This window comes from Pseudoxanthomonas suwonensis 11-1, from assembly GCF_000185965.1.
In the GTDB taxonomy this organism is placed as follows: Bacteria; Pseudomonadota; Gammaproteobacteria; order Xanthomonadales; family Xanthomonadaceae; genus Pseudoxanthomonas; species Pseudoxanthomonas suwonensis_A.
The window spans coordinates 13,508-39,492 of record NC_014924.1; the positions used below are offsets into that span (position 1 = coordinate 13,508).

18 protein-coding genes are annotated in these 25,985 nt (G+C 71.2%); 4 read left to right on the forward strand and 14 right to left on the reverse strand.

Annotation, left to right across the window (positions count from 1 at the left end):
* Positions 1 to 115 precede the first annotated feature (115 nt).
* Positions 116 to 1,561, reverse strand: coding sequence for a cardiolipin synthase (gene cls / locus PSESU_RS00070; protein WP_013533708.1), 1,446 nt, complete (start codon positions 1,559 to 1,561; stop codon positions 116 to 118).
* Positions 1,562 to 1,645: 84 nt separating this feature from the next.
* On the opposite strand from cls, the gene PSESU_RS00075 reads away from it, so the two are divergent.
* Positions 1,646 to 2,734 carry a PA0069 family radical SAM protein gene (locus PSESU_RS00075; protein WP_013533709.1) on the forward strand — a complete coding sequence of 363 codons (1,089 nt, stop codon included), beginning with the start codon at positions 1,646 to 1,648 and terminating at the stop codon, positions 2,732 to 2,734.
* A gap of 16 nt (positions 2,735 to 2,750) precedes the next feature.
* Here the strand turns inward: PSESU_RS00075 and PSESU_RS00080 are convergent, their stop codons facing one another.
* The 8 genes from PSESU_RS00080 to PSESU_RS00115 all read right to left on the reverse strand — a co-directional run bounded on the left by PSESU_RS00080 (position 2,751) and on the right by PSESU_RS00115 (position 10,777).
* Entirely contained in the window at positions 2,751 to 3,881 is a 1,131-nt protein-coding gene (locus PSESU_RS00080) for a GDSL-type esterase/lipase family protein (protein WP_013533710.1), read from the reverse strand.
* A 169-nt stretch (positions 3,882 to 4,050) separates the two neighbouring features.
* Positions 4,051 to 4,809: a 2-dehydro-3-deoxy-D-gluconate 5-dehydrogenase KduD gene (gene kduD / locus PSESU_RS00085; RefSeq protein ID WP_013533711.1), complete on the reverse strand. Its 759-nt coding sequence runs from the start codon at positions 4,807 to 4,809 to the stop codon at positions 4,051 to 4,053.
* Between the two features lie 134 nt (positions 4,810 to 4,943).
* The gene (gene kduI, locus PSESU_RS00090; protein WP_013533712.1) at positions 4,944 to 5,792 is read right to left on the reverse strand and encodes a 5-dehydro-4-deoxy-D-glucuronate isomerase; all 849 of its coding nucleotides are present in this window, start codon (positions 5,790 to 5,792) and stop codon (positions 4,944 to 4,946) included.
* A 136-nt stretch (positions 5,793 to 5,928) separates the two neighbouring features.
* Complete coding sequence (locus PSESU_RS00095; RefSeq protein ID WP_013533713.1) at positions 5,929 to 6,981, reverse strand: LacI family DNA-binding transcriptional regulator; 1,053 nt, start codon at positions 6,979 to 6,981, stop codon at positions 5,929 to 5,931.
* Between the two features lie 115 nt (positions 6,982 to 7,096).
* On the reverse strand, positions 7,097 to 8,380 hold the full coding sequence (locus tag PSESU_RS00100; RefSeq protein WP_013533714.1) for a TRAP transporter large permease: 1,284 nt from the start codon (positions 8,378 to 8,380) through the stop codon (positions 7,097 to 7,099).
* Complete coding sequence (locus PSESU_RS00105; RefSeq protein WP_013533715.1) at positions 8,380 to 8,904, reverse strand: TRAP transporter small permease; 525 nt, start codon at positions 8,902 to 8,904, stop codon at positions 8,380 to 8,382. The genes PSESU_RS00100 and PSESU_RS00105 overlap by 1 nt, the downstream gene beginning before the upstream one ends.
* A gap of 20 nt (positions 8,905 to 8,924) precedes the next feature.
* On the reverse strand, positions 8,925 to 9,941 hold the full coding sequence (locus PSESU_RS00110; RefSeq protein WP_013533716.1) for a TRAP transporter substrate-binding protein: 1,017 nt from the start codon (positions 9,939 to 9,941) through the stop codon (positions 8,925 to 8,927).
* Entirely contained in the window at positions 9,938 to 10,777 is an 840-nt protein-coding gene (locus PSESU_RS00115) for a 2-keto-4-pentenoate hydratase (protein WP_013533717.1), read from the reverse strand. Before PSESU_RS00115 ends, PSESU_RS00110 begins: the two co-directional genes overlap by 4 nt.
* A 156-nt stretch (positions 10,778 to 10,933) precedes the next feature.
* Between PSESU_RS00115 and PSESU_RS00120 the strand changes: the two genes are divergently transcribed.
* Both PSESU_RS00120 and PSESU_RS00125 read left to right on the forward strand, forming a co-directional pair.
* Positions 10,934 to 11,905 carry an alpha/beta hydrolase gene (locus tag PSESU_RS00120; protein ID WP_013533718.1) on the forward strand — a complete coding sequence of 324 codons (972 nt, stop codon included), beginning with the start codon at positions 10,934 to 10,936 and terminating at the stop codon, positions 11,903 to 11,905.
* Between the two features lie 26 nt (positions 11,906 to 11,931).
* Positions 11,932 to 13,578 carry a carboxylesterase/lipase family protein gene (locus tag PSESU_RS00125; protein WP_013533719.1) on the forward strand — a complete coding sequence of 549 codons (1,647 nt, stop codon included), beginning with the start codon at positions 11,932 to 11,934 and terminating at the stop codon, positions 13,576 to 13,578.
* 17 nt (positions 13,579 to 13,595) lie between these two features.
* Here the strand turns inward: PSESU_RS00125 and PSESU_RS00130 are convergent, their stop codons facing one another.
* On the reverse strand, positions 13,596 to 14,822 hold the full coding sequence (locus PSESU_RS00130) for a sialidase family protein (RefSeq protein ID WP_013533720.1): 1,227 nt from the start codon (positions 14,820 to 14,822) through the stop codon (positions 13,596 to 13,598).
* A 14-nt stretch (positions 14,823 to 14,836) separates the two neighbouring features.
* Positions 14,837 to 16,441 (reverse strand): family 43 glycosylhydrolase, encoded by a 1,605-nt coding sequence (locus PSESU_RS00135; RefSeq protein ID WP_013533721.1) that lies wholly within the window; start codon positions 16,439 to 16,441, stop codon positions 14,837 to 14,839.
* Positions 16,442 to 16,668: 227 nt separating this feature from the next.
* Here PSESU_RS00135 and PSESU_RS00140 point away from each other — a divergent pair, with 227 nt between their 5' ends.
* Positions 16,669 to 17,556: a rhamnogalacturonan acetylesterase gene (locus tag PSESU_RS00140; protein WP_013533722.1), complete on the forward strand. Its 888-nt coding sequence runs from the start codon at positions 16,669 to 16,671 to the stop codon at positions 17,554 to 17,556.
* 193 nt (positions 17,557 to 17,749) lie between these two features.
* On the opposite strand, the gene PSESU_RS00145 is transcribed toward PSESU_RS00140, so the two are convergent.
* The 3 genes from PSESU_RS00145 to PSESU_RS00155 form a co-directional block, all read right to left on the reverse strand.
* Complete coding sequence (locus PSESU_RS00145; RefSeq protein ID WP_013533723.1) at positions 17,750 to 21,571, reverse strand: LamG-like jellyroll fold domain-containing protein; 3,822 nt, start codon at positions 21,569 to 21,571, stop codon at positions 17,750 to 17,752.
* A gap of 62 nt (positions 21,572 to 21,633) precedes the next feature.
* A complete protein-coding gene (gene pelA / locus PSESU_RS00150; protein ID WP_013533724.1) occupies positions 21,634 to 22,683 on the reverse strand; it encodes a pectate lyase in 1,050 nt (349 codons plus the stop codon).
* A gap of 120 nt (positions 22,684 to 22,803) precedes the next feature.
* Positions 22,804 to 25,962 carry a TonB-dependent receptor gene (locus tag PSESU_RS00155; protein ID WP_013533725.1) on the reverse strand — a complete coding sequence of 1,053 codons (3,159 nt, stop codon included), beginning with the start codon at positions 25,960 to 25,962 and terminating at the stop codon, positions 22,804 to 22,806.
* Positions 25,963 to 25,985: the final 23 nt, after the last annotated feature.

A 25,985-nucleotide genomic window follows, 5' to 3' on the forward strand; every position in this document is an offset into this window, starting at 1 on the left:
GAACGGCGCCTTCCGTGCGCCCGGCACCGGCCATGATGCCGCCTGCGGGGCGGCGGGGCCATGCCGCGCATCCGCCGCCGGGGCCGCCCGTCGCCTGTGGACGCCTGGCGGGCGCCTACAGCACCGGCGAAAGCAGGCGGGCGAACGCTTCGGGCAGGCGGTGCCGCCACAGGCCCATCGGCCGGTCCAGGCGGACCCGCGTCGACTGCTCCATCTCACCTTCCAGCACGCTCGCCAGCTGGGCGCAGGTGTCGCGGTCGCGCAGCATCATCGAGGCCTCGAAGTTGAGGCGGAAGCTGCGGTGGTCGAAATTGGCACTGCCGACCACGCAGAACTCGTCGTCGGTCACCAGGGCCTTGGTATGCAGCATGCGCGGGCCGTACTCGTAGACCTTGACCCCCGCCTTGAGCAGCTCGTCGAAGTAGGAGCGGGCGGCGAGCGTGACCATGCGCGAGTCGCTGCGCCGCGGCACCACCAGGCGCACGTCCAGTCCGCCCAGCGCGGCCGAGGTCAGCGCCATGCGTGCCGCCTCGCCGGGGACGAAGTACGGCGTGGTCATCCACACCCGCCGCCGCGCCTCGTGGATCGCGGCCACCTGCAGGCGATGGATCGCCTCCCAAGACGAATCCGGGCCGGACACCAGCAGCTGCGCGCCGATCGTGCCGCGCCGTGCCTCCGGCCAGTAGGCCTGGTCGCCGAACCTGGTGGGCTCGCAGCAGTCCGCGTAGATCCAGTCCTCGACGAACGCCAGCTGCATGCTGCGCACGACCTCGCCCTCCACCCGCATGTGCAGGTCGCGGAACGGGCGTTCGTGGATGGTCTCGTCATGGTCGTCGGCGATGTTGATCCCGCCGATGAAACCCACCGCGCCGTCGATCACCACGATCTTGCGGTGGTTGCGCATGTTCAGCCACGGCCGGGTGAAGGGCCGGAACTTCGTCGGATGGAACCAGCAGAACTGGCCACCGGCATCGACCAGCGGCTTGAGATGGCGCTGGCGCAGCGGACCGGAGCCGACCGCGTCGAGCAGCAGGCGGACCTCGACCCCGGCGCGGGCGCGCTCGACCAGCGCCTCGAGCAGGCGCCCTCCGGTCTGGTCCGGCCGGCAGATGTAGTACTCGAGGTGGATGTGGTGGCGCGCCTTCGAGATCGCATCCAGCAGCGCGCCATAGGTCGCATGGCCGTCGACCAGCCAGTCCACCCGGGTGGCGCTGGAAGGCGGCAGGCCGGTGGTGGCCTGGCCGATGCGCGCCAGTTCCACCGCGCTGTCGTCGGCCGGGCAGATCGTCGAGTACTGGCCCATGCCCGAGCGCGTGCGCCCGCGCCGCAGGCGCTGGCGGCTGATGCGCTGCGGACCGAGCAGGAAATAGACCAGGAAGCCGACGTAGGGCAACAGGGCCAGCGAAAGCACCCAGCTGAGGGTGGCGACAGGCTCGCGCTTCTGCAGCACCACCCAGGCCACCAGCCAGGGGATGTAAAGCAGCCATGCCGCGACCAGGTACAGGCCGATGTGGGGGATGGAGCTGAGCGCCTGCCAGGCGCCATCGAGGAGGTCGGACATGCGCGGATTCTAGGCGGGCCCGGTGCGAGGCGGGATGAGGATGCCGTCGCAGGGACTGAGACGCCACCGTGGCAGGCTGGCGCCATGCACGGACCTGCGATCAAGGGACGCGGCGCGCGCGGCTACCTGCCGGGCCGGTTCGAGACCACCACCACCGAGGCGGTGGACGACGGCTGGGCGCCACCGGAGGCCGACACCGAGTCCGGCCCGGATCCGCTGCGCCCGCGCACCCAGGTCCACGAGGAGACCGCGCGCAGCATCATCACCCGCAACAACTCGCCGGACATCGGCTTCTCGCAGTCGGTCAACCCCTACCGGGGCTGCGAGCATGGGTGCTCGTACTGCTTCGCCCGGCCATCGCACGCCTACCTCAACCTGTCGCCGGGCCTGGACTTCGAGACGAAGATCTTCGCCAAGACCAATGCCCCGGACCTTCTGCGCAGGGAGCTGGCGCGGCCCGGCTACCGGCCCAGTCCGATCGCGCTGGGCATCAACACCGACTCCTACCAGCCGCTGGAGCGCAAGCTGCAGCTGACCCGGCGGCTGATGGAAGTGCTTGTCGAGTGCCGGCATCCCTTCACCCTGATCACCAAGAACGCGCTCATCGAGCGCGACCTCGACCTGCTGCAGGTCGCCGCGAAGCAGGACCTGGTGCACGTGCACTTCTCGGTGACCACGCTTGATCCGCACCTCGGCGCCAGGCTGGAGCCACGTGCCGCGGCCCCGCATGCGCGCCTGCGGGCGATGCGGAACCTGCACGAGGCCGGCGTACCGGTCGGGGTGATGTTCGCGCCGGCGATTCCCTGGGTGAACGACCACGAGCTGGAACGGGTACTGGAAGCGGCCCGCAAGGCCGGCGCCTCCAGTGCCGGCTACGTGCTGCTGCGGCTGCCGCACGAGGTCGCGCCGCTGTTCCGCGACTGGCTGCAGGCACACGTGCCGGACCGGGCCGAACACGTCATGGGCACGGTGCAGCAGATGCGTGGCGGTCGCGACTACGACTCCGGCTTCGGCACGCGCATGCGTGGCCAGGGCCGCTACGCCGACCTGCTGGAGCAACGCTTCGCACTGGCCTGGCGTCGCTTCGGTTATGCAGACGCGACCACCCGTCCGGTGGACTGCAGCCGTTTCCAGCCGCCACGGCCGCCTTCGCCGCAGGGGGAGCTGTTCTGAAGCGGCGCGCGTGCGGTCATGGCCTGGTGACCGGGTAGGCCAGCAGGATCACCAGGTCGTCCTCCCCCGCCTGTTCGATCGCATGGGTGCTGCCGGGCCTGGTCAGCATGGCGTCGCCCGGACCCACGTCGTGCACCTTGCCGTCCAGCACGTAGCGGCCACGGCCGGCGAGCACGTAGTAGATCTCGTCCTTGTGGTGCTGGTGCAGGCCGATGCCGGCGCCCTTGTGCAGCACGCGCTTGCGCATCACGAAGGAGAGGCCGTCGGCATCGGCGAACAGCGGATAGGCGGTGGTGCTGCCGGCGCCGCCGTGCGGACCGGGCTGGGCGCGGGCCAGCGCCGCCTCGTTCACCACCTGCGAAGGACGCGGCTGGGCGGCTGCATCCTGCCGCGCGGTGGCCGGGGCGCCGCAGTCAGTGTCGCGCACCACGTGCCGTTCCAGCGCCGGATCCAGCGTCTTCCAGTCGCGCACCACCAGGCACGCGACCATCGTCGCGCCGGCCGCCGAAAAGTGGGTGTCGTCGGCGATGCCGCGTTCCGGCACGTGCTCGTAATAGGCGCGCGAGGCTTCCTCGCCGAGCGCGCGGACCCAGTCGCGGCTGCTGGCGTTGAGGTCGACCAGCGCCACCTGCTCGCGCCGGGCCAGCTCGCGCATGGCATCGGTGTAGCGGGCGTGGGTGTCCAGCAGCGAGCCGAAGCTCCAGATCCGCCGGGTCACCGGGGTGATCAGTACCGGCGTGGCACCGCGCGTGCGCGCCAGCTCCACGTAGCGCATGAGCCAGCGCGGGTATTCCTCGCGCGGTTCGGTGTAGCGGCCGGGGTCTTCCTGCTTGGCGTCGTTGTGCCCGAACTGCACCAGCAGCACGTCGCCGCGGCGCAGCTCGCGGGCGATGGCATCCAGCCGGCCTTCGGCGATGAAGCTGCGCGAGCTGCGCCCGCCGATGGCGTGGTTGCGCACCTCGAACGCACCCGGGTCCAGGAAACCCTGCAGGTGCTGGCCCCAGCCGTTGCGCGGCGCGCGCTCGGGGCCGTACCCGGCGGCGGTGGAATCGGCGGCGATGAACACCCGTCGCGGCGGGGTCGCCGCGCCCGCCAGCAGCGGCACGGCCAGCAGGAGCAGGGTGGCAATGCGGGGCAGGATGCTCATGGGGCCTCCCAGGGATGCCAGGCAGTCGGTGCCTGGCATCGGGACCTGGCCGCGGCCGCGGAGAGAGAGGGTGGACGTCGCCTCTCGCCAGGCGGCGCCCACACGACCGCGGCCAGGTCCCTTCCAAAGCCAGGGCGAAGGCGGACGGCGGCGGCCGTCCGCACCGGCTTCAGCGCGCCAGCCAGCCGCCGTCGACCGGGATCACCGCGCCGTTGACGTAGTCCGAGGCGCGGCTGGCCAGGAACACCGCCGTGCCGCCCAGGTCCGCCGGCACGCCCCAGCGGCCGGCCGGGATGCGGTCGAGGATCGCCTTGCTGCGCTCCTCGTCGGCGCGCAGCTGCGCGGTGTTGTCGGTGGCCATGTAGCCCGGGGCGATGGCGTTGATGTTGATGCCCTTGCCCGCCCACTCGTTGGCCAGCAGCCGGGTGATGCCGGCGATGCCGCTCTTGGAAGCGGTGTACGAGGCCACGCGGATGCCGCCCTGGAACGACAGCATCGAGGCGATGTTGATGATCTTGCCGCTGCCCTGGGCGATGAAGCGTCGGCCTGCGGCCTGCGACATGAAGAACGCGGACTTGATGTTGACGTTCATGACGTCGTCCCAGTCTTTCTCGCTGAAGTCCACCGCGTCGGCGCGGCGGATCAGGCCGGCGTTGTTGACCAGGATGTCCAGGCCGCCGAGGCCGGCGACGGTTTCCTCGACCAGGCGCGCGACCGGCTCGATCGAGATCAGGTTGGCTTCCAGGTTGAGGAAGCGGCGGCCCAGCGCACGCACCTTCTCGCCGGTTTCCTCGGCCGCGACGATGCCGGCGGCGGCGATGTCGGCGCCGGCTTCGGCCAGCGCCAGCGCGATGCCCTGGCCCAGGCCGGTGTTGGCGCCGGTGACCAGCGCGACCTTGCCTTCCAGACTGAACGGGTTGTTTGCCATGAGCGGTCCTCGGTTTTGGCCGGCGGCGTCATGGCCGCCGGATGCATGGGAAGCCGGGGGGTGTCCCGGCGCATCGGGAGCTGCGCCGGCGGTCCACCGGCGAGGGGCGCCGCCGGCGGGCGGCGGCGCGGGCATTACTTGAGCTGGCAGATGTCCAGCACGTGCATGTCGGTGTAGTCCAGGTTCTCGCCGCCCATCGCCCAGATGAAGGCGTAGTTGGAGGTTCCCGATCCCATGTGGATCGACCACGGCGGCGAGACCACGGCCTCGTCGTTGCGCATGACGATGTGCCGCTGCTGGTCCGGCTGGCCCATGAAGTGGTAGACGCGGTCGTCCGCGCCCAGGTCGAAGTAGAAATAGACCTCGCTGCGGCGGTCGTGCAGGTGCGGCGGCATGGTGTTCCACACGCTGCCCGGCTTGAGCACGGTCAGGCCCAGCAGCAGCTGCGAGGACTGGCAGGTGGACGGCACGATGAACTGGTAGATGGTGCGCTCGTTGCTGGTCTCCAGCGCGCCGCGGTCCAGGGCCACGGCGTCCTTGATCGACAGCTTCTTCGTCTCGAAGCGGGCGTGCGCCGGGGTCGAGGCGAGGTAGAACTTGGCCGGGCTGGATGCGTCGGCCGAGGAGAAGCTGACCTCCTCGCTGCCCATGGCCACGTACAGGCCGTCCTTCGGGCCAAGCACGTACTCGGTGCCGTCGACGGTCACCGTGCCGGTGCCGGCGCCGACGTTGATCACGCCCAGCTCGCGGCGCTCCAGGAACGGCTTGCCCGCGGCCGAGGCCGGCTCGACCTGGCGCGGCAGCGACACGGTCTTGCCAACCGGGGCGGCACCGCCGATCACGAAGCGCTCGTAATGGGTGTAGTTCAGGCGGACCTCGTCGGCGGCGAACAGCTCGCCGATCAGGTACAGGTCGCGCAGCTCGTCGTTGCTGGCGCCCTGCATCACGCCGGGATGAGTCGCGTAATAGGTCTTCTGGTACATCGGTACGGCTCCTGGCAAGCGGGGGACCGGGGGCGGTCCCTATCCATCGCGGACGATTCTAGGCCTTCTGGTAACCGGTGTCATTCTGCGCTGCGCCATTCCGCGCGGGGCGCGGGAAGGCAGGGGGAAAGCCGCCTCAGGGCGGCGGCTGGCAGGAGTCGCGGACGATCAGGTGCGGGCGCACGCTGGCAACCGCCAGCGGGGCGGTATCGGTGCGGATCAGGGTTCCGGCGGCGATCCGGCCGGTGTCGCGGGTATGCCGGCGGACCGAGGTCAGCGACGGCCACAGGCGCGAGGCCAGCGGGCTGTCGTCGTAGCCGACCACCGACAGGTCGCGCGGGATGCTGATGCCCGCGCGCAGTGCGACCTTGTACACGCCGGCCGCCATCTCGTCGTTGCCGCAGAAGATCGCGGTCGGGCGCTGCCTGGCCGCTAACAGCTTCTCGGCCGCGGCCACGCCGGACTCGAAGGTGTAGCTGGCCTCGATGATGCGCGCCTTCGGCACCTCCACGCCGCGCTGGGCCAGGGTGTCGAGGAAGCCGTTGGTGCGTTCGATGGCCGAGCGGTAGGTCAGCGGGCCGGTGATCAGGGCGATGTCGCGGTGGCCGAGGGTCAGCAGGTAGTCGGCCGCCTCGACCGCACCCTCGCGGTCGTGGGTGACGATCATGCGGCCGTCGTTGTCCTCGAAGCCCACCGGCACGATGCGGCTGTAGCGGCAGCCCAGTTCGGCCAGCATGTCCGCGAGCTTCTGGTCCTCCGAGGCGCGCGGCACCAGCATCACCCCGTGCAGCTTCTGCTGCTGGACGAAGCGGCGCACCCCGTCGATGTAATTCGGCGTGCGGCTGTCGCAGGGGTGCACCACCAGCTCGAAGCCCGAATCGCGCAGCGCGTCCAGCGCGCCGTACTGCATGTCGACGATGTACTGCGCGGTCGGGTTGTCGTAGACCATGCCGATCAGGAACGAGCGCCGGAACGCCAGCCCGCGGGCCAGCGGGTCGGGCGTGTAGCCGACTTCCCGCATCAGCGCCTCGACCTTCTCGCGGGTGTCCTTGCGGACCAGGGGCGAGTTGTTGATGATCCGCGAAACGGTCTTCTTCGACACCCCCGCCAGGCGGGCGATGTCGTTGATGGTGGCTGCCTTGCCGGAGGGAATCCGGGAGGCCGTATCTGGGCTCTTGCGCGCGGGCATGTTCGGCTTCACGGGAATATCGGTTGGATTCTAGCCGGAGCCGCGGCCCGGCGAGGGGCGGGGCACGCCAGGCGGCCCGCGGCGGCCGGGCTTGCCGCCGTCCCGGGCGCCCGGATCAGCCCCGCAGCAGGGCCGGCAGCCACAGCGACAGCTGCGGGAAGAACGCCACCACCAGCAGCACGCCCAGCCCGGCCAGCCAGAACGGCCAGATCGAGCGCATGGCCTGGCCGACGCTGATCTTGCCGATGGCCGTGCCGATGAACAGGACCGAGCCCACCGGCGGGGTGACCAGGCCCAGGCCGCCGGTCAGCACCAGGACCAGGCCGAAGTGGATCGGGTCGATCCCGTAGGCGCGCGCCACCGGCAGGAAGATCGGGGTGCAGATCAGGATCATCGGCGCCAGGTCCATGAAGGTGCCCAGCAGCAGCAGCATGACCACGATCATCAGCAGCACCGCGTACTTGCTGTGCGCGATCGACTGCAGGAACTCCACCGCCGCCGCCGGTACCTGCAGGTAGGCCAGCAGCCAGCCGAACACGGCCGCGGTGGCGATCACGAACAGGATCACGCCGGTGCTGCGCGCCGCGTGCACCACGGTCTCGAGGAACTCCTTCAGCCGCAGCTGGCGGTACAGGACGATGGTCACCAGCAGGGCGTAGACCACGGCGATGGCCGCCGACTCGACCGCGGTGAAGATGCCGGCGCGGATGCCGACGAAGATCAGGGTCACCAGGCCCAGGCCCGGCAGCGCCGCGACCAGCCGCAGCAACACCGCGCGCCAGCCCGGGAACAGCTCCACGCCGTAGCCGCGGCGGCGCGCGACCAGGTAGCCGGTGGTCATCAGCGTGGCGGTCATCATCAGCGCCGGGACGATGCCCGCGGCGAACAGGTCGGCGATCGACAGGCCGCCGGCGGCCGCGGCCGAGAACAGGATCAGGTTGTGCGAGGGCGGCACCAGCAGCGCGACCAGCGCCGCGGTGATGCTGACGTTGACCGCGAAGTCCCGGTCGTAGCCGCGCTTGACCATCTGCGGGATCATCGTGCCGCCGACCGCGGACACGTCGGCGATGGCCGAGCCGGACACGCCGCCGAAGAACAGCGAGGACAGGATCGAGACCTGGCCCAGGCCACCACGCATGCGTCCCACCAGGGAGGCGGCCAGCGCGATCAGGCGTTCGGAAATGCCGCCGCGCATCATGATCTCGCCGGCGAAGATGAACAGCGGGATCGCGATCAGCGAGGCCGAGCCGGTGCCGGCCGACACCTGCTGGACCAGCACCACCGAGGGCAGGTCCAGGTACAGCAGGGTCGCCAGCGCCGCCGCGGCCAGCGCGAACGCCACCGGCACGCCGATCACCAGCAGCACGGCGAACACCAGGAACAGCAGGGCGATGGCCATCAGCGGTCTCCTTCCATGGCGGCGGCCTGGTGCGGCAGCAATGCCAGCGCCAGCCGGTTGAGCGCGAACAGCACCATCAGCGCGCCGCCGGCGGCCAGCGGGAGGTAGTTGATGCTTTGCGGCAGGGCCGCGCCGGCAGCCTTGATGTGCAGGCCGTCCAGCAGCAGCACCGAGGCCCACCACGCCAGCACCGCGCCGATCGTGGCCACCACCAGCTGCACCACCACGTCGATCGCGGTCCGCATGCCCGGGCGCACGTGGTCGTGCAGCAGGAAGAAGCCGAAGTGGCGGTTGGTGTGCACGCCGGTGGCCGCGCCCAGGCTCATGGCGGTGGCCAGCAGCAGCAGGGTCACCGGCTCGGTCCAGCTCGGCGAGTCGTTGAGCACGTAGCGGGCGAACACCTGCCAGCCCTGCACCACCACCAGCCCGAGCAGGGCGGCGGCGGCGATGCCGATGGCGACGGTGGCGATCAGGTCCAGGACGCGCTGGGCGCCGGTGGGCGGGACGGTCACGGGTTCGGACATCGCGGGTTCCAGGAAGGGGTTCAGGCGAGCGCGCGGATGCGCTGGTGCAGGCCGGCGATGGCCGGGTCGCGCAGGTACTGCTCGCGCAGCGGGCGCGCGGCGGCGCGGAACGCATCCATGTCGACCTCGTTTGCCTGCACGCCGGCGGCCAGCACGGCCTGGCGCGCGCGCTCCTCGGAGGCGTCCCAGTGCCGGCGCATGACGTCGACCGAGGCGCGCGCGGTTTCCAGCAGCAGGCGGCGGTCCGGCGGCGACAGCGCCTCGAAGGTCCTGCGCGACACCAGCAGGATGTCAGGCGCGTGCGAGTGCCCGGTCTCCGACCAGAAGCGCGCGGCTTCGAAGTGGCGGCTGGAGTGGAAGCTGCGCATGTTGTTCTCGGCGCCGTCGATCATGTGCGTCTCCATGCCGGAGAACGTGTCGCCGAGCGACATCGGCGTCGGGTTGGCGCCGAGCAGGCGCACCAGCTGGATGAAGATGTCCGAGGAGGCCACGCGCAGCTTGAGGCCGTGCAGGTCCCGTGGCACCACGATCGGGTGCTTGGTGTTGTAGAAGCAGCGGGCGCCGCTGTCGTAGACCGCCAGGCCGACCAGGTCGCGGCTCTCGAACCCGCGCAGCACTTCGTCGGCCACGCCGTTGTCCAGCGCGTGGCGCATGTGCTGCACCGAGTCGAACACGTACGGCAGGCACAGGGCGCGGGTCAGCGGGAACGCGTTGTTGAGCGCGCCGGAATACACGCGGGTGATGTCGATGGCGCCGAAGCGCGCCATGTCGATCGCCTCGCTCTCGCGGCCCAGCTGGCCGGAGTGGTACAGGCGGATGTCGAGGCGGCCACCGGTCCGTTCGCGCAGGGCCTGGCCGAACCAGCGCACCGCTTCCACGGTCGGGTAGTCGGACACATGCACGTCGGTGGCGGTCAGCACCCGCGCGCCCTCGCCGGCGCCGCTGGCGGCGGCCAGCAGCCGGCCCGGCGCGGCCAGCGGCAGGGCACAGGCCCAAGCCCCGGCCAGCAGCAGGCGGCGCCGGGTCAGCCCCTTCATGCCGGATCCTCGCCCGCCGAGGCCACGGCGACGCAGCGCAGCGTGGCATGGCCGTCGAACACCACCGTGCCGGTCTGGCCGACGCCGATGTCGTGGATGCCGGTTGCGTTGCCGGTGGCGATCAGCTCGCCGCGCCGCAGCGGCCGGCCGCGCCGCGCGGAGCGGGCCAGGGCGAAGGCGAAGGCCGCGCGCAGGCCACCCGGCAGGCGGCTGGCGCCGCCGCTGCCGACGGCCTGCCCGTCAATCGAGGTGTCGGCCAGCAGGCTGGCTTCGTCCAGCGTCGTCCAGTCCGGGATTTCCGGACCCAGCAGCAGCCCGTTGTTGTTGCCGAAGTCGCACACGACCACGCGCGGGCCGAGCTCGTTGATCGTGGCCAGCGGGCTGCTGGCGATCTCGATGCCGGCGAACAGGGTAGACGGCAGCGCCGCGGCCTCGTCCGGGGTCCATTCCAGCTTGTCGGCGGGCGCGTCGGCGTCCAGGCGCAGCACGTACTCGGCCTCGATCGCCGCGAACCCGCCGGCGAACACCGGGACCTGCTCCGTACCACCGGTAGCAATCCAGAGGTGGCGGGCGAAGATCGGGCCCAGCAGGCGCTCGTCGCCGGAGCCGTCGCGGCGTTCGGGCGCGATGTAGCCGACCTTCCAGCCGACCACCCGGTCGGGCCAGCGGGCGATGGCCGCGTCCTGGACCCGGTAGGCGGTCACCAGGTCAGCGGGGATGTCCCCGGGGAATGCCGGCAGCGAGGCGCCGCGGCTGCGGGCGGTGGTGAAGCGTTCGGCGATCGCCGCCAGTTCCGGTGGCAGTCCGCCGGTTCCATTGCCGTGCTCGGTGCTCAAGGCGCCTCCGATGTCCAATGCGAATGCATGCTGCGCCGCCAGACGACGGCGCTCGAGAAGCGGTATATGGTAAACCGGTGTCATGTAGCAATGTGCAGTGCGGCAAAACCGCCGGACTGTACGCGCAGGCACCTGTTGCGGGCATCGGAGGAGAGCATGGTTCCACCCTTCCTGGCGCGATTGCTGCTGCCGCTGGCGATCGCCGGCGCGGCCGCTCCCGCGGCGGCGGCCGGGGCGCCGCCGCACATTCCCCTGTGGCCGGGCACGCCGCCCGGCTCCGAAGGCCTGGCCCTGGAGCAACGCGTGGTGGAGCGCAGCAGCGATCCGCGGCTGCCGGACCGCTACGTCGACAACATCGGCCAGCCGTTCCTCAGCGTGTACCGGCCTGCCCGCCCCGACGGCCGCGGCCTGCTGGTGGTGCCGGGCGGCGGCTACCAGCGGGTGGTGGTCGACAAGGAGGGCACGGCCCTGGTCCCGCACTTCGCCGGCGAGGACGGGCTGACCCTGTTCGTCCTGCACTACCGGCTGCCGGGGGAGGGCCACCGGGAGCCACGCGACGTGCCGCTGGCCGATGCCCAGCGCGCCATCCGCCTGGTGCGCCAGCGCGCCGCCGAGTGGGGCATCGACCCGGACAGCGTCGGCGTGATGGGCTTTTCCGCCGGGGGCCACGTCGCCGCCAGCCTGGCCACCCGCCATGCAGAGCGCGTGTACCCGGCGGTGGACGAGGCCGACCGCCAGCCGGCGCGGCCGGCCTACGCGGTCCTGGTGTATCCGGTGATCGACATGGGTGCCCACGCGCACCCGGGGTCGCGCGAGCGCCTGCTGGGCCTTTCGCCGGACGCGGCGGCGGTGCGTGCGTACTCGCTGCAGAACCGGGTCGACGCTACGACCCCGCCGGTGTTCCTGCTGCACGCGCAGGATGACGGAACGGTGCCCGTGGAGAACACGCTGCTGCTGGACGCGGCGTTGCGTACCGCCGGCATCGACCACGAAACCCACCTCTACGCGCACGGCGGCCACGGCTTCGGCGTGCGCCAGGCGCACGGCAGCCTGGCCTTGTGGCCGGCGATGGTGCGCGCCTGGATCGATGTCCAGGCGCCGCCGCGCGATGCCGGCGCCGGCAGGTGAACCCCGATCCCGACAGTGGAGGCCGCATGACCCAGCAACCGCCATCCCGCCCGACCGAGCCACAGGTCGATGCCGGTCGCCGACGCCTGCTCCGGGCCGGCGCCGCCGCGTCGACGCTGGCGCTTGCAGCCGGCACCTCCCTGCCGGCGTTCGCGGCGCCGCCCGCGCCGGTCGTGGCCACCGTCCATGGCCGCGTGCGTGGCCTGCGCGAGCACGGAGTGCAGGTTTTCCGCGGCATCCGCTACGGCGCCGATACCGCGCCGGTGCGGTTCCGCGCACCGTTGCCGCCCGCGCCCTGGCGCGGCGTACAGGACGCCACCGCGTATGGCGCCCAGGCGCCACAGCGCTCGCGCGAGGGCATGGGCAGCGAGGACTGCCTGTTCCTCAATGTCTGGACGCCCGACACCGACCCGCGGGCCAGGCGGCCGGTGCTGTTCTACATCCACGGTGGCGGCTATGACGCCGGCAACGGCAGCGACCCGCTGTACGACGGCACGCGCCTGTGCACGCGCGGCGACGTGGTGGTGGTGACCGTGAACCATCGCCTCAACGCTTTCGGCTACCTCTACCTCGGCCTGCTCGCCGCGGGCTACGGCAGCTCCGGCAACGCCGGGCAGCTGGACCTGGTGCTGGCGCTGCAGTGGGTGCGCGACAACATCGCCCGCTTCGGCGGCGACCCGGGAAACGTCACCGTGTTCGGCCAGTCCGGTGGCGGCGCCAAGATCGCGACCCTGATGGCCATGCCCGCCGCGCGCGGCCTGTTCCACAAGGCCTGGACCATGAGCGGGCAGCAGGTCACCGCCGCCGGACCGCGCGCGGCGACCCAGCGTGCGCAACTGTTCCTGCGCACCGTGGGCATCGATCCGGACGCCGGCGACGCCCTGGCCCGCCTGCAGGCGTTGCCGGCGCAACGCATCGTGGAGGGCACGACCGCGCGCGACTTCTCCCGGGTCGAGGACACGCGCCTCTACTTCGGCCCGGTGATGGACGGGGAGGTTCTGCCGCGGCATCCGTTCTGGCCCGACGCGCCGGCGCAGTCGGCCGCGATCCCGATGGTGGTCGGCAATACCCGCGACGAGACCCGCGCCTTCCTCGGCGGCGATCCGGCGAACTTCGAGCTGGGCTGGGAAGAACTGCCGGCGCGGCTGGAGAAGCAGCAGTACGTGGACATCCGCGCCGACCTGGTGGTCGCGCATTACCGCGCGCTGTACCCGCACTACACGCCGTCGGAGGTGTTCTTCGCCGCCACCACCGCCGGGCGGTCCTGGCGCGGCGCGGTGGAGGAGCTGGAAGCGCGCGCGCGCCAGGCGCGTGGCGCGGCGCCGACCTGGGCCTACCAGCTGGACTGGGGTTCTCCGCTGGACGGCGGGAAATTCCGCGCCTTCCACACCCTGGACATCCCGCTGGTGTTCGACAACATCCGCCAGCCCGGCTCGCGCACCGGTGAGGGCGCGGCCGCGCAGCAGGTGGCCGAGGCCATGTCCGGCGCGCTGCTGGCGCTGGCCCGGCATGGCGATCCCAACCATCCCGGCCTCCCGCACTGGGAGCCCTATACCTTGCCGCGGCGGCAGACCCTGCTGTTCGACGTGCCGCCATCGCTGGCCGACGATCCCCGCGGCGGCGAACGCGCGTTCTGGCAGCAGGCGCCGTTCGTGCAGCGCGGGACGATGTAGCCCGGCCGGCGCCGTGCTCAGGACGGTGCCGGGCAGCGATCCGGACCGGCAGCGCCGGCAGCCAGCGATCGCAGCGGCACCCAGGTCACGGCCACGTCCTCCTTGTTCACCGCGTAGGCCACGACCAGGCGATCGTCCCACAGCACGCTCTTGGGATAGTGGTAGCCGGGGCGCTTGTAGCGGCCCCCGGCGCGCAACGGCGGCAGCGCGTCGCGGCCGCGCAGCAGGAAGGAACGGTCGAAGCAGCGGCCGTCGGCCGACAGCGTCACGGCCAGCGGCATGCGCTCGCGCTGCCCGCTGGGTGCGTTGACCAGGAAGGCGCTGCCGTCGGGCAGGTTGCCGGCGCTCTGCTTGGCGCGCGAATCCGGCATCGGGGTGAGCGCCGGCACGGTCCAGGTGCCGCCGCGATCGCAGCTCTCGCTGGCCAGCTGGCGGTAGCTGTCGCCCTGGTCGCGGAACACCATCACCGCGCACTCCCCGCCGTCTTTGGCGCGGCGCAGGAACAGGCTCGGTTCCAGCTCGCGGCTGGCGGGGCCTGCATGCGGCAGGTTGCGCATCGCGCCGCGCTGCCAGCCGGCCAGGCCCAGCGGATCGTCGCTGAAGAACGGCGCGGCGAGGATCCCCGGCCGGAGGTGGAAGGCGGCGAGAATGCGGCCGTCGGAAAGCGCGTGGGGGTCCTGTTCGATCACGCCCGGCACGGGGGCGCCACCGGTCCCAAGCACGGGCCGCAGCGGCGTCCACTGCACGCCGTCGGTGCTGAGCCGGTAGCCGGTCCAGCCACCTGCGCCGGACTGGAAGCCGGACGGCCAGACGTTGATGTACGCGACCAGGGTCCGGCCATCGCTCCACCAGCCGCCACCGGAATGCATGGCGCCGCCACTGCCTGCCTCCATCAGCACCTCGGGCCGGCTCCAGTGCACGCCGTCGTCGCTGCGGCTGTAGAGCACGCGGGTGTCGGGCGAGTCCTCGTCGCGCGCGGAGTTCTGCCACTGCACGTAGAGCCGGCCCCCGAACACCACCGGCACCGCGCCGTTGTTGAACATGCCGCTCGCCGGATCCGCCCGGAACACGGTGGCGCTGGTGGTGCCGGCCGCCGGGCGCAGCCCCAGGTCAGGGGCCTGCGCATCGAACAGGCCGGTGGCCAACGCGTAGGGAGGCGATGCCGGCGTCGCCGGATCGGTGGCCGCGGCGCTGGCGCTGGCCGTGGCCAGCACCAGCGCCAGGCATGCACGCGTGCGTCGCATTCCGCCGGCCGCGCTCAGTAATCGAGCGCGCGGTAGCGGAAGTCGCGGAAGTGCACCTTGCCGCTACCCGCGGCATAGATCGCCGGCTTCAGCGCCAGGAACTGCCCGGCCACGTTGTGGTGGTAGCCGGACACCTCCATCTGCACGGGGTACTTTTCCCAGCGCTTGCCGTCGCGGCTGGTGTGGAAGGTGACGATGTGCTGGTTGTTGGTCACCCGCAGCCACAGCTTGCCGCCCTTGCCCGGCGGCAGGCCTTCCACCGGACGCTCCTGGCCGTAGCGGTGCATGATGAAGCGCTCGCCGTTGCTGCCCACGCCGACGTAGAGGCGGTCGCTGTAGAACAGCAGCGCGCCGCCGACCGCGCCCGGCTCGATCTCCAGTTCCACTTCGAACTGGTAGGCCTTGTCGCCGGCGATCACGGTCAGCGGCGAGCTGTCGGCCGGGGTGCGGCCCTTGCCCTGCACGCCCATCGCGCCGTTGCCGAAGGACAGGCGGTCGTACTCGTCCCGGCCAGGGTCGTAAAACGACCACTGGTGCCCGAGGGACGTGCCGTCGAAGGTGTCGGACAGCGCCATGCCATGCGCACCGATGGCCTCGCCGCTGGGCTTGCGCAGCGGCTTGCCGAGGTCGCCGCCGCGGGCCAGGAACCAGCCGTCGTCGGTCCACTCGATCGGCTCCAGCAGCGCCTGCCGGCCAAGGGTCCAGTATCCGTTCTCGTAGCCGTGGTAGATCATCCACCAGCGGCCGTCGGTACCTTCGACCACGGTGGCGTGGCCGCGCGACCACCACGGTTCGTCGCGGCTCCGGGTGCGGGTGATCGGATTGTGCGGCGAGTTCTCCCACGGCCCGTGGATCGACTTGGAGCGCGCGGTGATCACCATGTGTCCGGTCGGCGGGCCGGCGGTGCCGCCCACCGCGGTGGTCATGTAGTACCACTGCCCGCGCTTGTGGATCTTCGGGCCTTCCTGGGCGTAGCCCTCGACGTCCCAGCTCTCGGGGTACTTCCAGCCGTCGTAGACGTGCTTCGGTTCGCCGACCACGCGCAGCCCGTCGTCGGACAGCTGCACGTAGTCGCCCCCGCTGAGGAACAGGTAGCGCTTCCCGTCCTCGCCGACCGCGTGGCCCGGGTCGATGTACTTGCCCAGGCCCAGCTCCACCGGCTCGCTCCACGGGCCGCGGATGTCGTCGGCCCACACCACCCAGTTGCTGCGCACGCTGCCCTCGGTGCCGCCGGTGCGTGCCGGGAAGTAGATGTAGTAGCGGCCCTCGTGCCTGACGATGTCCGGCGCCCAGATCGAACCGACGTTCCTGGTGATCGCATGGCCCAGCGGCACCCAGTTGACCAGGTCGCGCGAATGCCAGATCGGCAGGCCGGGATAGGCGTCGAACGAGGACAGGGTCAGGTAGTAGTCGTCGCCGTCCTTGAGCACGGAGGGGTCGGGGCGGTCACCCGGGAAGACCGGGTTGAGGAAGGTGCCATCGCCCAGGTCCGCCTGGCGCTGGTTCTCGATGCCGCGCTTCCACGGGCTGGCCGGTCCGGCCGCGGCAGCCGTGGAGACGGCGCCGGCCAGCAGCAGGGCGGCGAGCACGGGGAATCTCGGGAGGAAGGACGTCGGCATGGTGCTCCTTTCGGGAAACAGGGTGGACCGCAATTCGGATGACACCGATGGTCAAACGGACCGTACCAGAGCATTCGCCGGTGGGGCATCCTGCGTTGCAGCAAGGTTTGCGCGGCATCCGCGGCTACATTGGACGCCTCCGGAGGCGGTCCGGGACGTCACAGAATGACACCGATAGTCAGCCGCGCGACGCCGCTTCCGGCCCACCCTCGACCTACAGGTGACTGATGCGCAAGGGAAAGTTTTCCAGGTCCGGAACCCTGCTGCTTCTGCTGGGCCTGTCGCTGCCGGCCCTGGCGGCGCCGGATCCTTCGATCAGCAAGCGTCCGCCCGTCAGCCCGATACGCGCGAGCAAGATCGTGCTGGTCGGCGATTCCACCACCGCGGTGCAGGGTGGCTGGGGCCCGGCGTTCTGCGCGCGCCACGTCAGCTCCTTCCTGGCCTGCGTGAACCTCGCCCGCGGCGGACGCAGCACCTACAACTACCGCGCCGAGGGCTCCTGGGACATCGCCCTGCACGAGATGCGGCCGGGGCCCTACCAGGACGTGTACGTGCTGGTGCAGTTCGGCCACAACGACCAGCCGGGCAAGCCCGGGCGTTCCACCGACCTGCAACGCGAGTTCCCCGGCAACCTGCGTGCCTACGTGCGCGAGATCCGTGCCGCGGGCGCCAGGCCGGTGTTGCTGACGCCGCTGACCCGCCGCCAGTTCAGCGACGGCCGCCTGGTCGACGACCTGGCGCCCTGGGCCGAGGCCACCCGCCGGGTTGCCGCCGAGCTGCAGGTGCCGCTGGTGGACCTGCACGCGCGCAGCACCGCGGCGGTGCAGGGGATGGGCCCGGTGCAGGCGATGCGGTTCGCCCAGGCGCGACCGGCGCCGCAGCAGGTGGTCGCGGCCCAGGCCGGAAGCACCATCGGCATGGCGCCGGTGACGCCAGCGGCCACGCCAGCGGCCGCCACCGTGCAGGCCAACGCCGCGGCCGAACCCATGGGCACGCCCAAGGAAGCCTTCGACTACACCCATCTCGGCACGGAGGGTGCCGGGTTCTTCGCCGCGATCGTGGCCGACGAGCTGGCCCGCGCCGTGCCGGAACTGCGCCGCAACCTGATTCCCTGAGGCAACAGGCCCGGTCCCCGACGAGGTCGGGCCACTGCGCAGAGGCCGCTCCCTGGTCTGCACGGGCCAGCTACACCTCCCGTGCGACCAGGGGAACCGCCTGCATGCGCGGGCGCCATGGCGGCGCGTTGGCGTCGCGTCCCCGGCGACATGCAGGCCGGCCGCCGCCCCGTGCGGGGCGGCCGGCTGCTGCTCAGTGCAGCGGCCTCAGGTTGTTGAGCAGGGTCACTTCCGCGGCTTCGCCATCAAGGGCCACCCGCACCCTCAGGCCGTGCGGATCGCGGCCTCCCAGCGGCAGCCGTACCTGCGCCGTCTTCGGTTCCAGATCCAGCGGCGCAGCCAGGGCCGGTAGCGCGACGCGTGCCAGCTCGCGTCCGCGCGCGTCTTCCAGCACCGCGTAACCGGCCGGCGTGGCGACATGGCCCAGGCTGTGCACGGTCAGTTCGACCAGGTCGCCCTGCACGCGCGCGTCGCCGCGGCCGATGCCCAGGTCCGGACGGGTCTCAACCGGGGTGCCGGCCTCCACCAGCTCGAACTCGAACACCTGGTGCCGGCCCGGGGTGAACACCAGTCCGGTGGAGCGGCTCTTCTCCAGCCTTACCTGGCGCTCGCTCCGCCTGCCGTCGATCTTGCCGTCGCCGTCGCGGTCCACGCCGCTGCGCACCCGCCACAGGCCGGGCGCCACGTTCCAGGTGGTCATTTCCGCGGACGCCGGACGCTTGCCGGTGTTGAACGCGGTGACGGTGAAGCGCTCGCGCGAGGGCGCGTCGACCAGCAGCGCGACTTCCTCCGCCGCCTCGTCGCGCTCGAAGCGCCAGCTGACGGTATGCCCCGGCCAGCTCTGGTTGCGCTTGAGCGCGATGCCGCCCAGGCGCGCGCGCTGCAGGAATTCCGAGGGCGCCTCGACCCGGTCGGACCACCAGTGGCCCTCGGTGTTCATGTACTCGCGCTGGGCCTTGGCGCGGATCCCTTCGGCGTGCAGTTCCTCGAGGTAACGGCGGTCGCCGGTCAACTGCCAGGCGGTGACCCCGGGAAAGCCGGTGCTGCCGCGGTCGGCGGCCTCGACCAGGGCCTTGCCCCAGTCCTGCTCGCGGCCCAGCACCTGGACGAAGTTCTCGCCCAGGTTGGACAGCGCGGCCGGGCCGCCGCGGGCGACCCGGTAGTCCAGCGCCCGCAGGTAGCGCTCGTCGCCGGTCCAGCGCCACGCCGCCCAGAACAGGTGCATCACGTCGCCGGCGCCGGAGCCCTTGTTGAGCTCGCCGCCACGCGTCCGGCCGGTGGCCCAGTGGATCTCGTTGGGCAGCACCCATTGCCCGTCCGCGGCGGAATAGGCGTGTGCGAGGTAGCCGTCCGCCAAGCCGGTGATCAGCTTGCGGCTGGTCGGATCGGCGTTCCACTGGCCCACCAGGAAGGCCGGGTGCAGCGCCGGGAAGGAATACGGCTTCTGCCACTGCCAGTTGGGGTCGCGGTAGACCTTGTTGCCGCCGAACCAGTTGCTGGAGAACAGCAGGTGGCCCTGCGGGTTGGGCAGGATGATGCGCTCGTCGAAGGCCTTTACCGTCTCCATCAGCCGTTCGACGGTCAGCGGATCGCCCCAGTTGAGGTAGAGCATCGCGCTGTTGGAGTTGATGCCCTCCTCGTAGGCGTGCAGCTCGTCGGTCTCGATGGTGCTCAGGCCATCGGTGAACATGCCGTTGCGGTACACCGCCTCGGCCAGCGCGGTCAGCGAGGCGTTGATCCGGTCCGGCATCACGCCCATCAGTGCCAGGCCCGGCCACTGCTGCACCAGGTCGCTGTCGTCGGAGATGCCGCCGCCGAAGTCGCCGTACTCGACCTGGCGCTGCTCGATCCACCACTGCACGAAGCGGCGCACGTACTTCAGGTCCTCCAGCTGGCGGAAGGCCCACAGCGGCACGCCCTTGGGCGGCTCGGGCTGCTTGAACGGGGGCCGGCCCTGGCTGGCGTAGCTGATGTAGGTCCAGTACAGGCGGCCCAGCTCGTGGTCCGGGTCCACCCGCAGCAGGTCGGAGATGTCGGCGTACACCCGCGCGTACAGGCGCTGGCGCTTGGAGGTGGTGTGCTCCTCGACCAGGAAGCCCCAGTTGTCGCGCACCTGGTTGAAGCGGTCGGCCAGGTGCTCCCGCTTCGCCTCCTCGCGCGCCTTGAACACCAGGCGCACCTCGGCGCCGTCCAGCGAGGCGGCGTTGAAGCCGGGCGCGGCGCTGGCCACGCTGATCCACAGGCTGTCGGCGGTGAGGATGCGGTCGCGCAGGTCCAGGTACACCGTGCGGGCCTGGCCCGGGCGCACCGACACCGACACGTCGATCATGTCGCGCGCCGGCCAGATCGGGTCCTTGACCCGGATGTTGAGCGGGATCAGCCCGTCGTGGGTGGCCGGCAGGTCCAGCGCGGGGATGTCCAGGGCGATGCCGTCCAGGCCGTCGTGCATGTTCTCCCAGCTGTAGGCCCAGCTGCGGATCAGCGGCTGCGCCGGCGGCGCGTCGCCCACGCCGGACGGGACTAGGATGTGCACGATGGGGTCCGGATCGGCCGGCAGGCTGGCCGGGTCGCGCCGGCGCGACCCGGCGCCGCGCGGCAGGGCCATCACCGTGCTGCGCTCGCCTTCCGGGTAGCGGCCGCGGATGTAGTCCAGCAGCCCCTGCACGTTGCCGTAGTCCGGCAGCACCCGGCTGTCCACCAGGTAGCGCTGCTTGACCGTGCCCTCCGGCTCGGGCGCGTCGCTGACGTGGTAGGCCCAGATCTCCTGGATCGGCGTCTCCTGCTCGGCGTTGGAGAAGCGCAGGTGGCCGCCGTGGCGCTCGCCGAAGGTGTGCACGCTGCGCACCACGCCCTGCGGCCGGGTGAACAGCGGCTCCAGCGCCCCGGCCGAGGGGCCGGCGCTGGCCTGGCCCCAGGCGGCGCCGCGGATCTCGACGCGGTTCCAGGGCTCGTCGGGCAGGGCCAGGTCCAGGTTCCAGCCGCCCTCGGCATAGGTGTTCCAGTCCGGCAGCTGGAAGTAGTCGTTGCGCCCCGGCAGGCGCGAGCGGTTGTACACGCCCGGCCAGGTGGTCTCGGGGATGCCGTCGGTGCCCTTCCACATCCACTGCTTCTTGTCGCGCACGTCGGCGAACTCGAGCTTGCGGATGGTGGTCACCGGCGCCTCCAGCGCCGGCGGGGCGGCGTGGTCCCAGCCGTGGCGGTGCAGCCAGGCGGCGCGGCGGCGCGCCGCCGGCAGGTCCTCGCCGCCGTCGCGCGGCGGTTCCTGGCCGCGCGCCAGCGCCGCCACCGCGGCCGGGCGCAGCATGCGGTCGTACACGCGGATCTCGTCGAAGTCGCTGCCGCGCAGGAAGTTGTAGCGGCTCTGCACCTGGTAGGGCGCCAGCACCCGGCCGGCCAGGCCCAACTGGTCCAGTGCGGCGTCGTAGTCGGCCGTGGCGTCCTGGCGAGCCACTTCACGGCCGTCGACGAACAGGCGCACGCCGGCGGTCTCGTCCCAGGCGAAGGCCAGGTGCGTCCACGAGGCCGCGTCCGGCAACGCGTCCAGGCGGAACGACACCCGCGTGCGCGCCAGGTTGGCATCGGTGACGAAGGCATCGAAGCCGTGGCCGTTCCAGTCGATGCGCAGCCAGGCCATGTCCCAGCTGCTGTGGTCGGCGTAGCCGACGCGGAAGATCACGAACGGCGCCTCGCCCACCGCGTAGCGCGGGCGCCAGAAGAACGACAGGGTGCCGCGCTGGGCCTGGATGTTGCCCGGCGCATTCCATGACAGCACGCCGTCGTCGGCCCATTCGATCGCGCCGCCGTGCACGCCGTCGGGCACGATTTCCACCCGGTCCTGGAAGTTGGGCACCGGGTCGCCGGCGGCCTGGTCGGCGACGAAGCCTTCGTCGGCGGCGACCCGGAACAGCAGTCGTGCTTCCTGTGCATGGGCGAGGGCCGGCGGCAGGGCGAGGGCCAGGGCGAGGGCCAGGGCGACGGCGGTGGCGAGCAGGAGCGGACGGCTGGGTTTGTTCATGCGTTGTGCGTTTCCACGATGGATCGAAGTATCCCCGTTGCCGGGCCCGGAGGCCGCACGGGTCAACGGCCGGGCGCGGGCAGCCCGTGGCGACGACGCCACTGCGGCAGCTCGGATTCCAGCAGGCGCTGCGGCCATGTGCCATACCAGGCATAACCGGCGCGGCGTTCACGGGACAGCTGCTCGAACGGCACGATGCTGCCGTCGCGTTCCACCACCAGCGGCTGCTGCCGCTGCAGGTCGTAGAACCGCGCCCACAGGCCGGCCCCCGGCCGTGGCACCAGGCGCGCGTCGCGTCCGTCCGGACCGTCGAAGCGCTCCAGCGCCAGGCCGTCGATGCGGTGCGCCTGCAGCCAGGCCGCGCCGGCCTCGACCGCGGCGACGATGCGCGCATCCGGCCGTGGCTGGCGCATCAGCAGGCGCAGCACGCCGACCGACTCGGCCGAGGCCAGCGACGGCAGCTCGTAGCTGCGCGCACGCGCCGGCTGCAGGGTGTCGCGGTCGTACTGCGCGGCCCATATCGTCGGGCGGCCATCCAGCACGACCTGCAGCCGCAACAGGCAGTCCAGGCCGCGGGTGGCGGCCTGCGCCGCGCGGCGGGCATGGTCCGGGCCCAGCGCATCAAGCCCATCGCGGCCTTCGGCCACGTCCTGCAGCAGGCCGACCACGTGCACCATGGCGTCGTCGTTGAGCGTGACCTGGCTGCGGTAGCCGCTGTGGTCCGGATGGAACTGCGGCCAGCCGCCACCCGGGTACTGCGCGGCGAGCAGGTAATCGACGCCGCGCCGCGCCGCCTCCAGGTAGGCCGGGTTGCCGGTGTCGCGGTACGCCCGGGCCAGGTAGGCGATCTCGCTGGTGGTGGCGTTGTTGTCGATGGTGGCGTCGTCCACCCGCGCCGGATCGCGCAGCTGGCGCAGCGCCGCTTCGTCGAGCGGCTGGCGGTAGTCGACCGCGCGCCCGCGGTAATGCTTGGACCAGCCTCCGGAGGCGGTCTGCAGCCGCAGCATGTTCTCCGCGACCGGATCGCTGCGCACGGTGGCCGTGGCCGCTCCGGCCGGCAGCGCGGTCGCCAGCCCCAGGGCGAGCGCCGCCACGCGCAGGCAGCGGGCCATCCGTCGCCGAAAGCCGGCCGGCGCCCGGTCGCCATGCGGAACCATGGCGGCCGGGCGCGGCCGGAAGTTCCGGTCGCACGCGTTCAGTCGGGAGGGGCAGGGCGACCGGAGTGGCACGGCTCAAAACCTGTAGCGCAGGCCGACGTAGTACTGGCGGCCGTTGACGGTGTAGCGGTCCGGCAGCTCGAGCGAGGAGTCGACGTAGCGGCTGTCGGGGGTATCGAGCAGGTTGATCGCCTCGAAGGTCGCGGTCAGGCGCGGGTTGATGCGGTAGGACATGTTGAAGTCCACGTTCTCCACCGAGTGCTTGCCGGTGACGTCGGCGGTGGCCAGCTGGTTGCCGTCCAGGTCCCACACGTTCTCGCGGCTGAGGATCTCGCTGATGTAGCCGTCGCGGTAGCTGGTTGAAACGCGCGCGCTGAAGCGGCCGTCGTCGTAGTACAGGGTGGCGTTGTACGAATTCGGCGACAGGTTGAGCAGGTCGTTCTCGGTGACCGTGGTGACCACGGTGGCGTTGCCGTTGGACGAGGTGCTGAACCAGTACTTGATGCTGGACTCCACGTGGGTGTAGTTCAGCTGCACGCCGAACTTGCTCCAGATGCCGGGCAGGAAGGTGAAGGGCTGCTGGTAGGTCAGCTCGTAGCCCTTCAGCGGCCCGCCCGGGGTGTTGTAGTAGCTCTGCACGTTGAACAGCGTGTCCGGGCCGAAACCGGCCGGCAGCAGGTCCAGCGAGTAGCCCATGCCGCCCCAGGTGGAGATCAGGCGGGTGCGCTGGATGTAGCTGTCGATGTCCTTGTAGAACAGCGCGCCGGACAGCAGCGCGCCCTCGGCGAAGTACCACTCCAGGCCGAGGTCGTAGTTGGTGGAGCGGTACGGGTCCAGCTTCGGGTTGCCGAGGTTGATCGAGAACACCCGGCCGTCATCGAAGTACTGGGTCGGGCCGCCGCTGACGCTGGGCGATAGGTAGGTCAGCGTCGGGCGGGCCATGGTCTTGGCCGCGCCGAAGCGCAGGACCAGCTCGTCGGTGAGGTCCCAGGCGACGTTCAGCGAGGGCAGCACGTCCTGGTAGCTGTGGTTCACGACGCTGCGCACCAGGTAGCGCTCGCCCGGCGCCGAGGTGGCGTTGGCCACGCCGAAGAAGGCCTCGCAGTTGGACGCGTTGAGCGCCGGGTCCGACGCCGCGCACGGCGCCCAGCCGGAGGCGGTGATCTTCGTTTCCACCAGGCGCGCGCCGATGTTGCCGCGCAGCGGGCGGTCCAGCAGGTCGGTATTGAAATCCAGCTGCAGGTAGCCGGCCATGCTGCGCTCGTTGACCTCGAAGTTGTTGTTCGAGGAGCCGAAGTGGCCGACCCCCGCCAGGCGGTAATCGCCGCCCTGCAGGCCGTTGTCGCAGTTGCAGTAGATGTCCAGCAGCTCGGCGACCTTGCCGAAGTCCGGCGTCAGCCAGCTCGAAGGCGCGCCGGACAGGTTGCGGCCGAAGCCGTCCAGGGTGGTGCTGAGGTCGCCGACGCCCACCCCGTCAGGCAGGGCCTGGGCCAGGCGGCCGTAGCTGATGTGCCGGTATTCCTCCGAGCGCATGTCGTAGTCCTTGTACGCCAGGCCGGCGCGCAGGGAGAACGTCGGGTTGAGGATGAACTGCAGGTCGACCTTGGCGGTGTCGAACGTGTTCTCGACTGACTGCGGGTTGAGGCGGACCTCGCTGATGTTGGCCCCGCGCGCGGTCCCGTTGCTGTTGACCGGTACCACACCGTAGCCGCGCCAGGACCAGGCCGCCGGATCGTTGAGCGCGAACGGGAAGCCCATGCGCGGCATGTCCGGGTTGCCGCGCAGGTCCAGGACGAAGCCGTCGAGGTTGGAATTGTCGAAGCTGACCAGCGAGAACACCGGACGCTCGTAGTCGGAGCTGGAGTGGCCCAGCTGCGCGTCCAGCCGCACCGCATCGTTGAAGTGGTGCTCCAGCGACAGGCTGTACTGCTGGAACCTGGTCGTCTCCTCGATGCTGGTGGCCTCGGTGCGGAAGTCGACGTTGTCGAACACGCCATAGGTCAGGCGGTTGCGGTCGTCGACCTCGGCCTCGCGCACCACGATCTGGGTCTTGCCGCCGAGGTTGGCGGCGCGGTGCAGGTTGGCGCCGAGCGAGTCCTCGCGCTGGTCCTTGGACAGTTCCGAGTACATGGCGTCGAAGCTGACGATGGTGTCGTCGCTGGCGCGCCACTGCAGGGCGCCGGTCAGGCCCAGCCGCTCGATCTCGCTGGCGGTGCGGATATAGCGCGGGTAACGCGGGATCCAGGCGTTGGTCGCGGTCTCGTAGGCGGCGATGTTCTCCGGGGTGGCCGCCGGGCGCGGCAGCCCGGTGCCGCAGTTCTCCGCGTCGATGCCGTAGCTGCCCCAGCCGTTGTTGCGGTCCTGGTTGGCCTGCGAGCCGGTGCCGGCCGGGGTCTCGTTGGGCAGCGGGTTGCGCGGGGTCTGCGGGTCGTAGCCGACCGGCGAGCAGAAGCCGTAGGTACCGTTGTTGTTGGCGTTGGACTGGTTGGAGTTGCGGTGGTTGCCGTGTTCCCAGCGCACCGGGTTGTAGCCTTCCTCGTACACGTTGCGGCGGCTGTAGGAGGCCGACAGCAGGGCGCCGAAGCGGCCGTCGTTCCAGGTGTTGGACACCAGGCCGGAGACGCGCGGGTCGACCTCGCGCGCCAGCTCGCCGTAACCGGCCTGGGCGCTGGCCGAGGCGCGGAAGCCGTCGAAGTCGAACGGGCGCGAACCGCGCAGGTCCACGGTCGAGCCCAGCGAACCCTCGTCCATCTGCGCCGACTGGGTCTTGTTGACCTTGACCTGGCTGAAGAGCTCGGAGGCGAAGGTGTTGAAGTCGAAGCCGCGGCTGCGGTTCACGCCGCCGGTGCCGGTGCCGGCGGTGGCCAGCGCCTCCAGGCCGTTGAGGCGGACCCGGGTGAAGTCCGAACCCAGGCCGCGGATGGAGATGCGCTGGCCCTCGCCGCCTTCGCGGTCGATCGACACGCCGGCGATGCGCTGCATCGATTCGGCCAGGTTCTGGTCGGGGAACTTGCCGATGTCCTCGGCGTAGATCGCGTCGACCTGCTCGGTCGAGTAGCGCTTCTCGTCCAGCGACTTCTGCAGGCTCTGGCGATAGCCGGTGACGGTGACCGCGTCGAGCTCGGTCGGATCGGGCGAAGCCTGCTGTGCGGCGAGCGGCGCGGACAGGGCAAGGCCGATGGCCGCGGCAAGCATGGTAACCGGTGTCTTTCCGAAACGGACGTACGGCGACATGGGTCCCTCCCAGGACATATGCA

Bases quoted from the DNA above. Each gene is read 5' to 3' on its own strand.
- cls (WP_013533708.1), bottom strand. From the start codon at position 1,561: ATGTCCGACCTCCTCGATGGCGCCTGGCAGGCGCTCAGCTCCATCCCC.
- PSESU_RS00075 (WP_013533709.1), top strand. From the start codon at position 1,646: ATGCACGGACCTGCGATCAAGGGACGCGGCGCGCGCGGCTACCTGCCG.
- PSESU_RS00080 (WP_013533710.1), bottom strand. From the start codon at position 3,881: ATGAGCATCCTGCCCCGCATTGCCACCCTGCTCCTGCTGGCCGTGCCG.
- kduD (WP_013533711.1), bottom strand. From the start codon at position 4,809: ATGGCAAACAACCCGTTCAGTCTGGAAGGCAAGGTCGCGCTGGTCACC.
- kduI (WP_013533712.1), bottom strand. From the start codon at position 5,792: ATGTACCAGAAGACCTATTACGCGACTCATCCCGGCGTGATGCAGGGC.
- PSESU_RS00095 (WP_013533713.1), bottom strand. From the start codon at position 6,981: ATGCCCGCGCGCAAGAGCCCAGATACGGCCTCCCGGATTCCCTCCGGC.
- PSESU_RS00100 (WP_013533714.1), bottom strand. From the start codon at position 8,380: ATGGCCATCGCCCTGCTGTTCCTGGTGTTCGCCGTGCTGCTGGTGATC.
- PSESU_RS00105 (WP_013533715.1), bottom strand. From the start codon at position 8,904: ATGTCCGAACCCGTGACCGTCCCGCCCACCGGCGCCCAGCGCGTCCTG.
- PSESU_RS00110 (WP_013533716.1), bottom strand. From the start codon at position 9,941: ATGAAGGGGCTGACCCGGCGCCGCCTGCTGCTGGCCGGGGCTTGGGCC.
- PSESU_RS00120 (WP_013533718.1), top strand. From the start codon at position 10,934: ATGGTTCCACCCTTCCTGGCGCGATTGCTGCTGCCGCTGGCGATCGCC.
- PSESU_RS00125 (WP_013533719.1), top strand. From the start codon at position 11,932: ATGACCCAGCAACCGCCATCCCGCCCGACCGAGCCACAGGTCGATGCC.
- PSESU_RS00130 (WP_013533720.1), bottom strand. From the start codon at position 14,822: ATGCGACGCACGCGTGCATGCCTGGCGCTGGTGCTGGCCACGGCCAGC.
- PSESU_RS00135 (WP_013533721.1), bottom strand. From the start codon at position 16,441: ATGCCGACGTCCTTCCTCCCGAGATTCCCCGTGCTCGCCGCCCTGCTG.
- PSESU_RS00140 (WP_013533722.1), top strand. From the start codon at position 16,669: ATGCGCAAGGGAAAGTTTTCCAGGTCCGGAACCCTGCTGCTTCTGCTG.
- PSESU_RS00145 (WP_013533723.1), bottom strand. From the start codon at position 21,571: ATGAACAAACCCAGCCGTCCGCTCCTGCTCGCCACCGCCGTCGCCCTG.
- pelA (WP_013533724.1), bottom strand. From the start codon at position 22,683: ATGGCCCGCTGCCTGCGCGTGGCGGCGCTCGCCCTGGGGCTGGCGACC.
- PSESU_RS00155 (WP_013533725.1), bottom strand. From the start codon at position 25,962: ATGTCGCCGTACGTCCGTTTCGGAAAGACACCGGTTACCATGCTTGCC.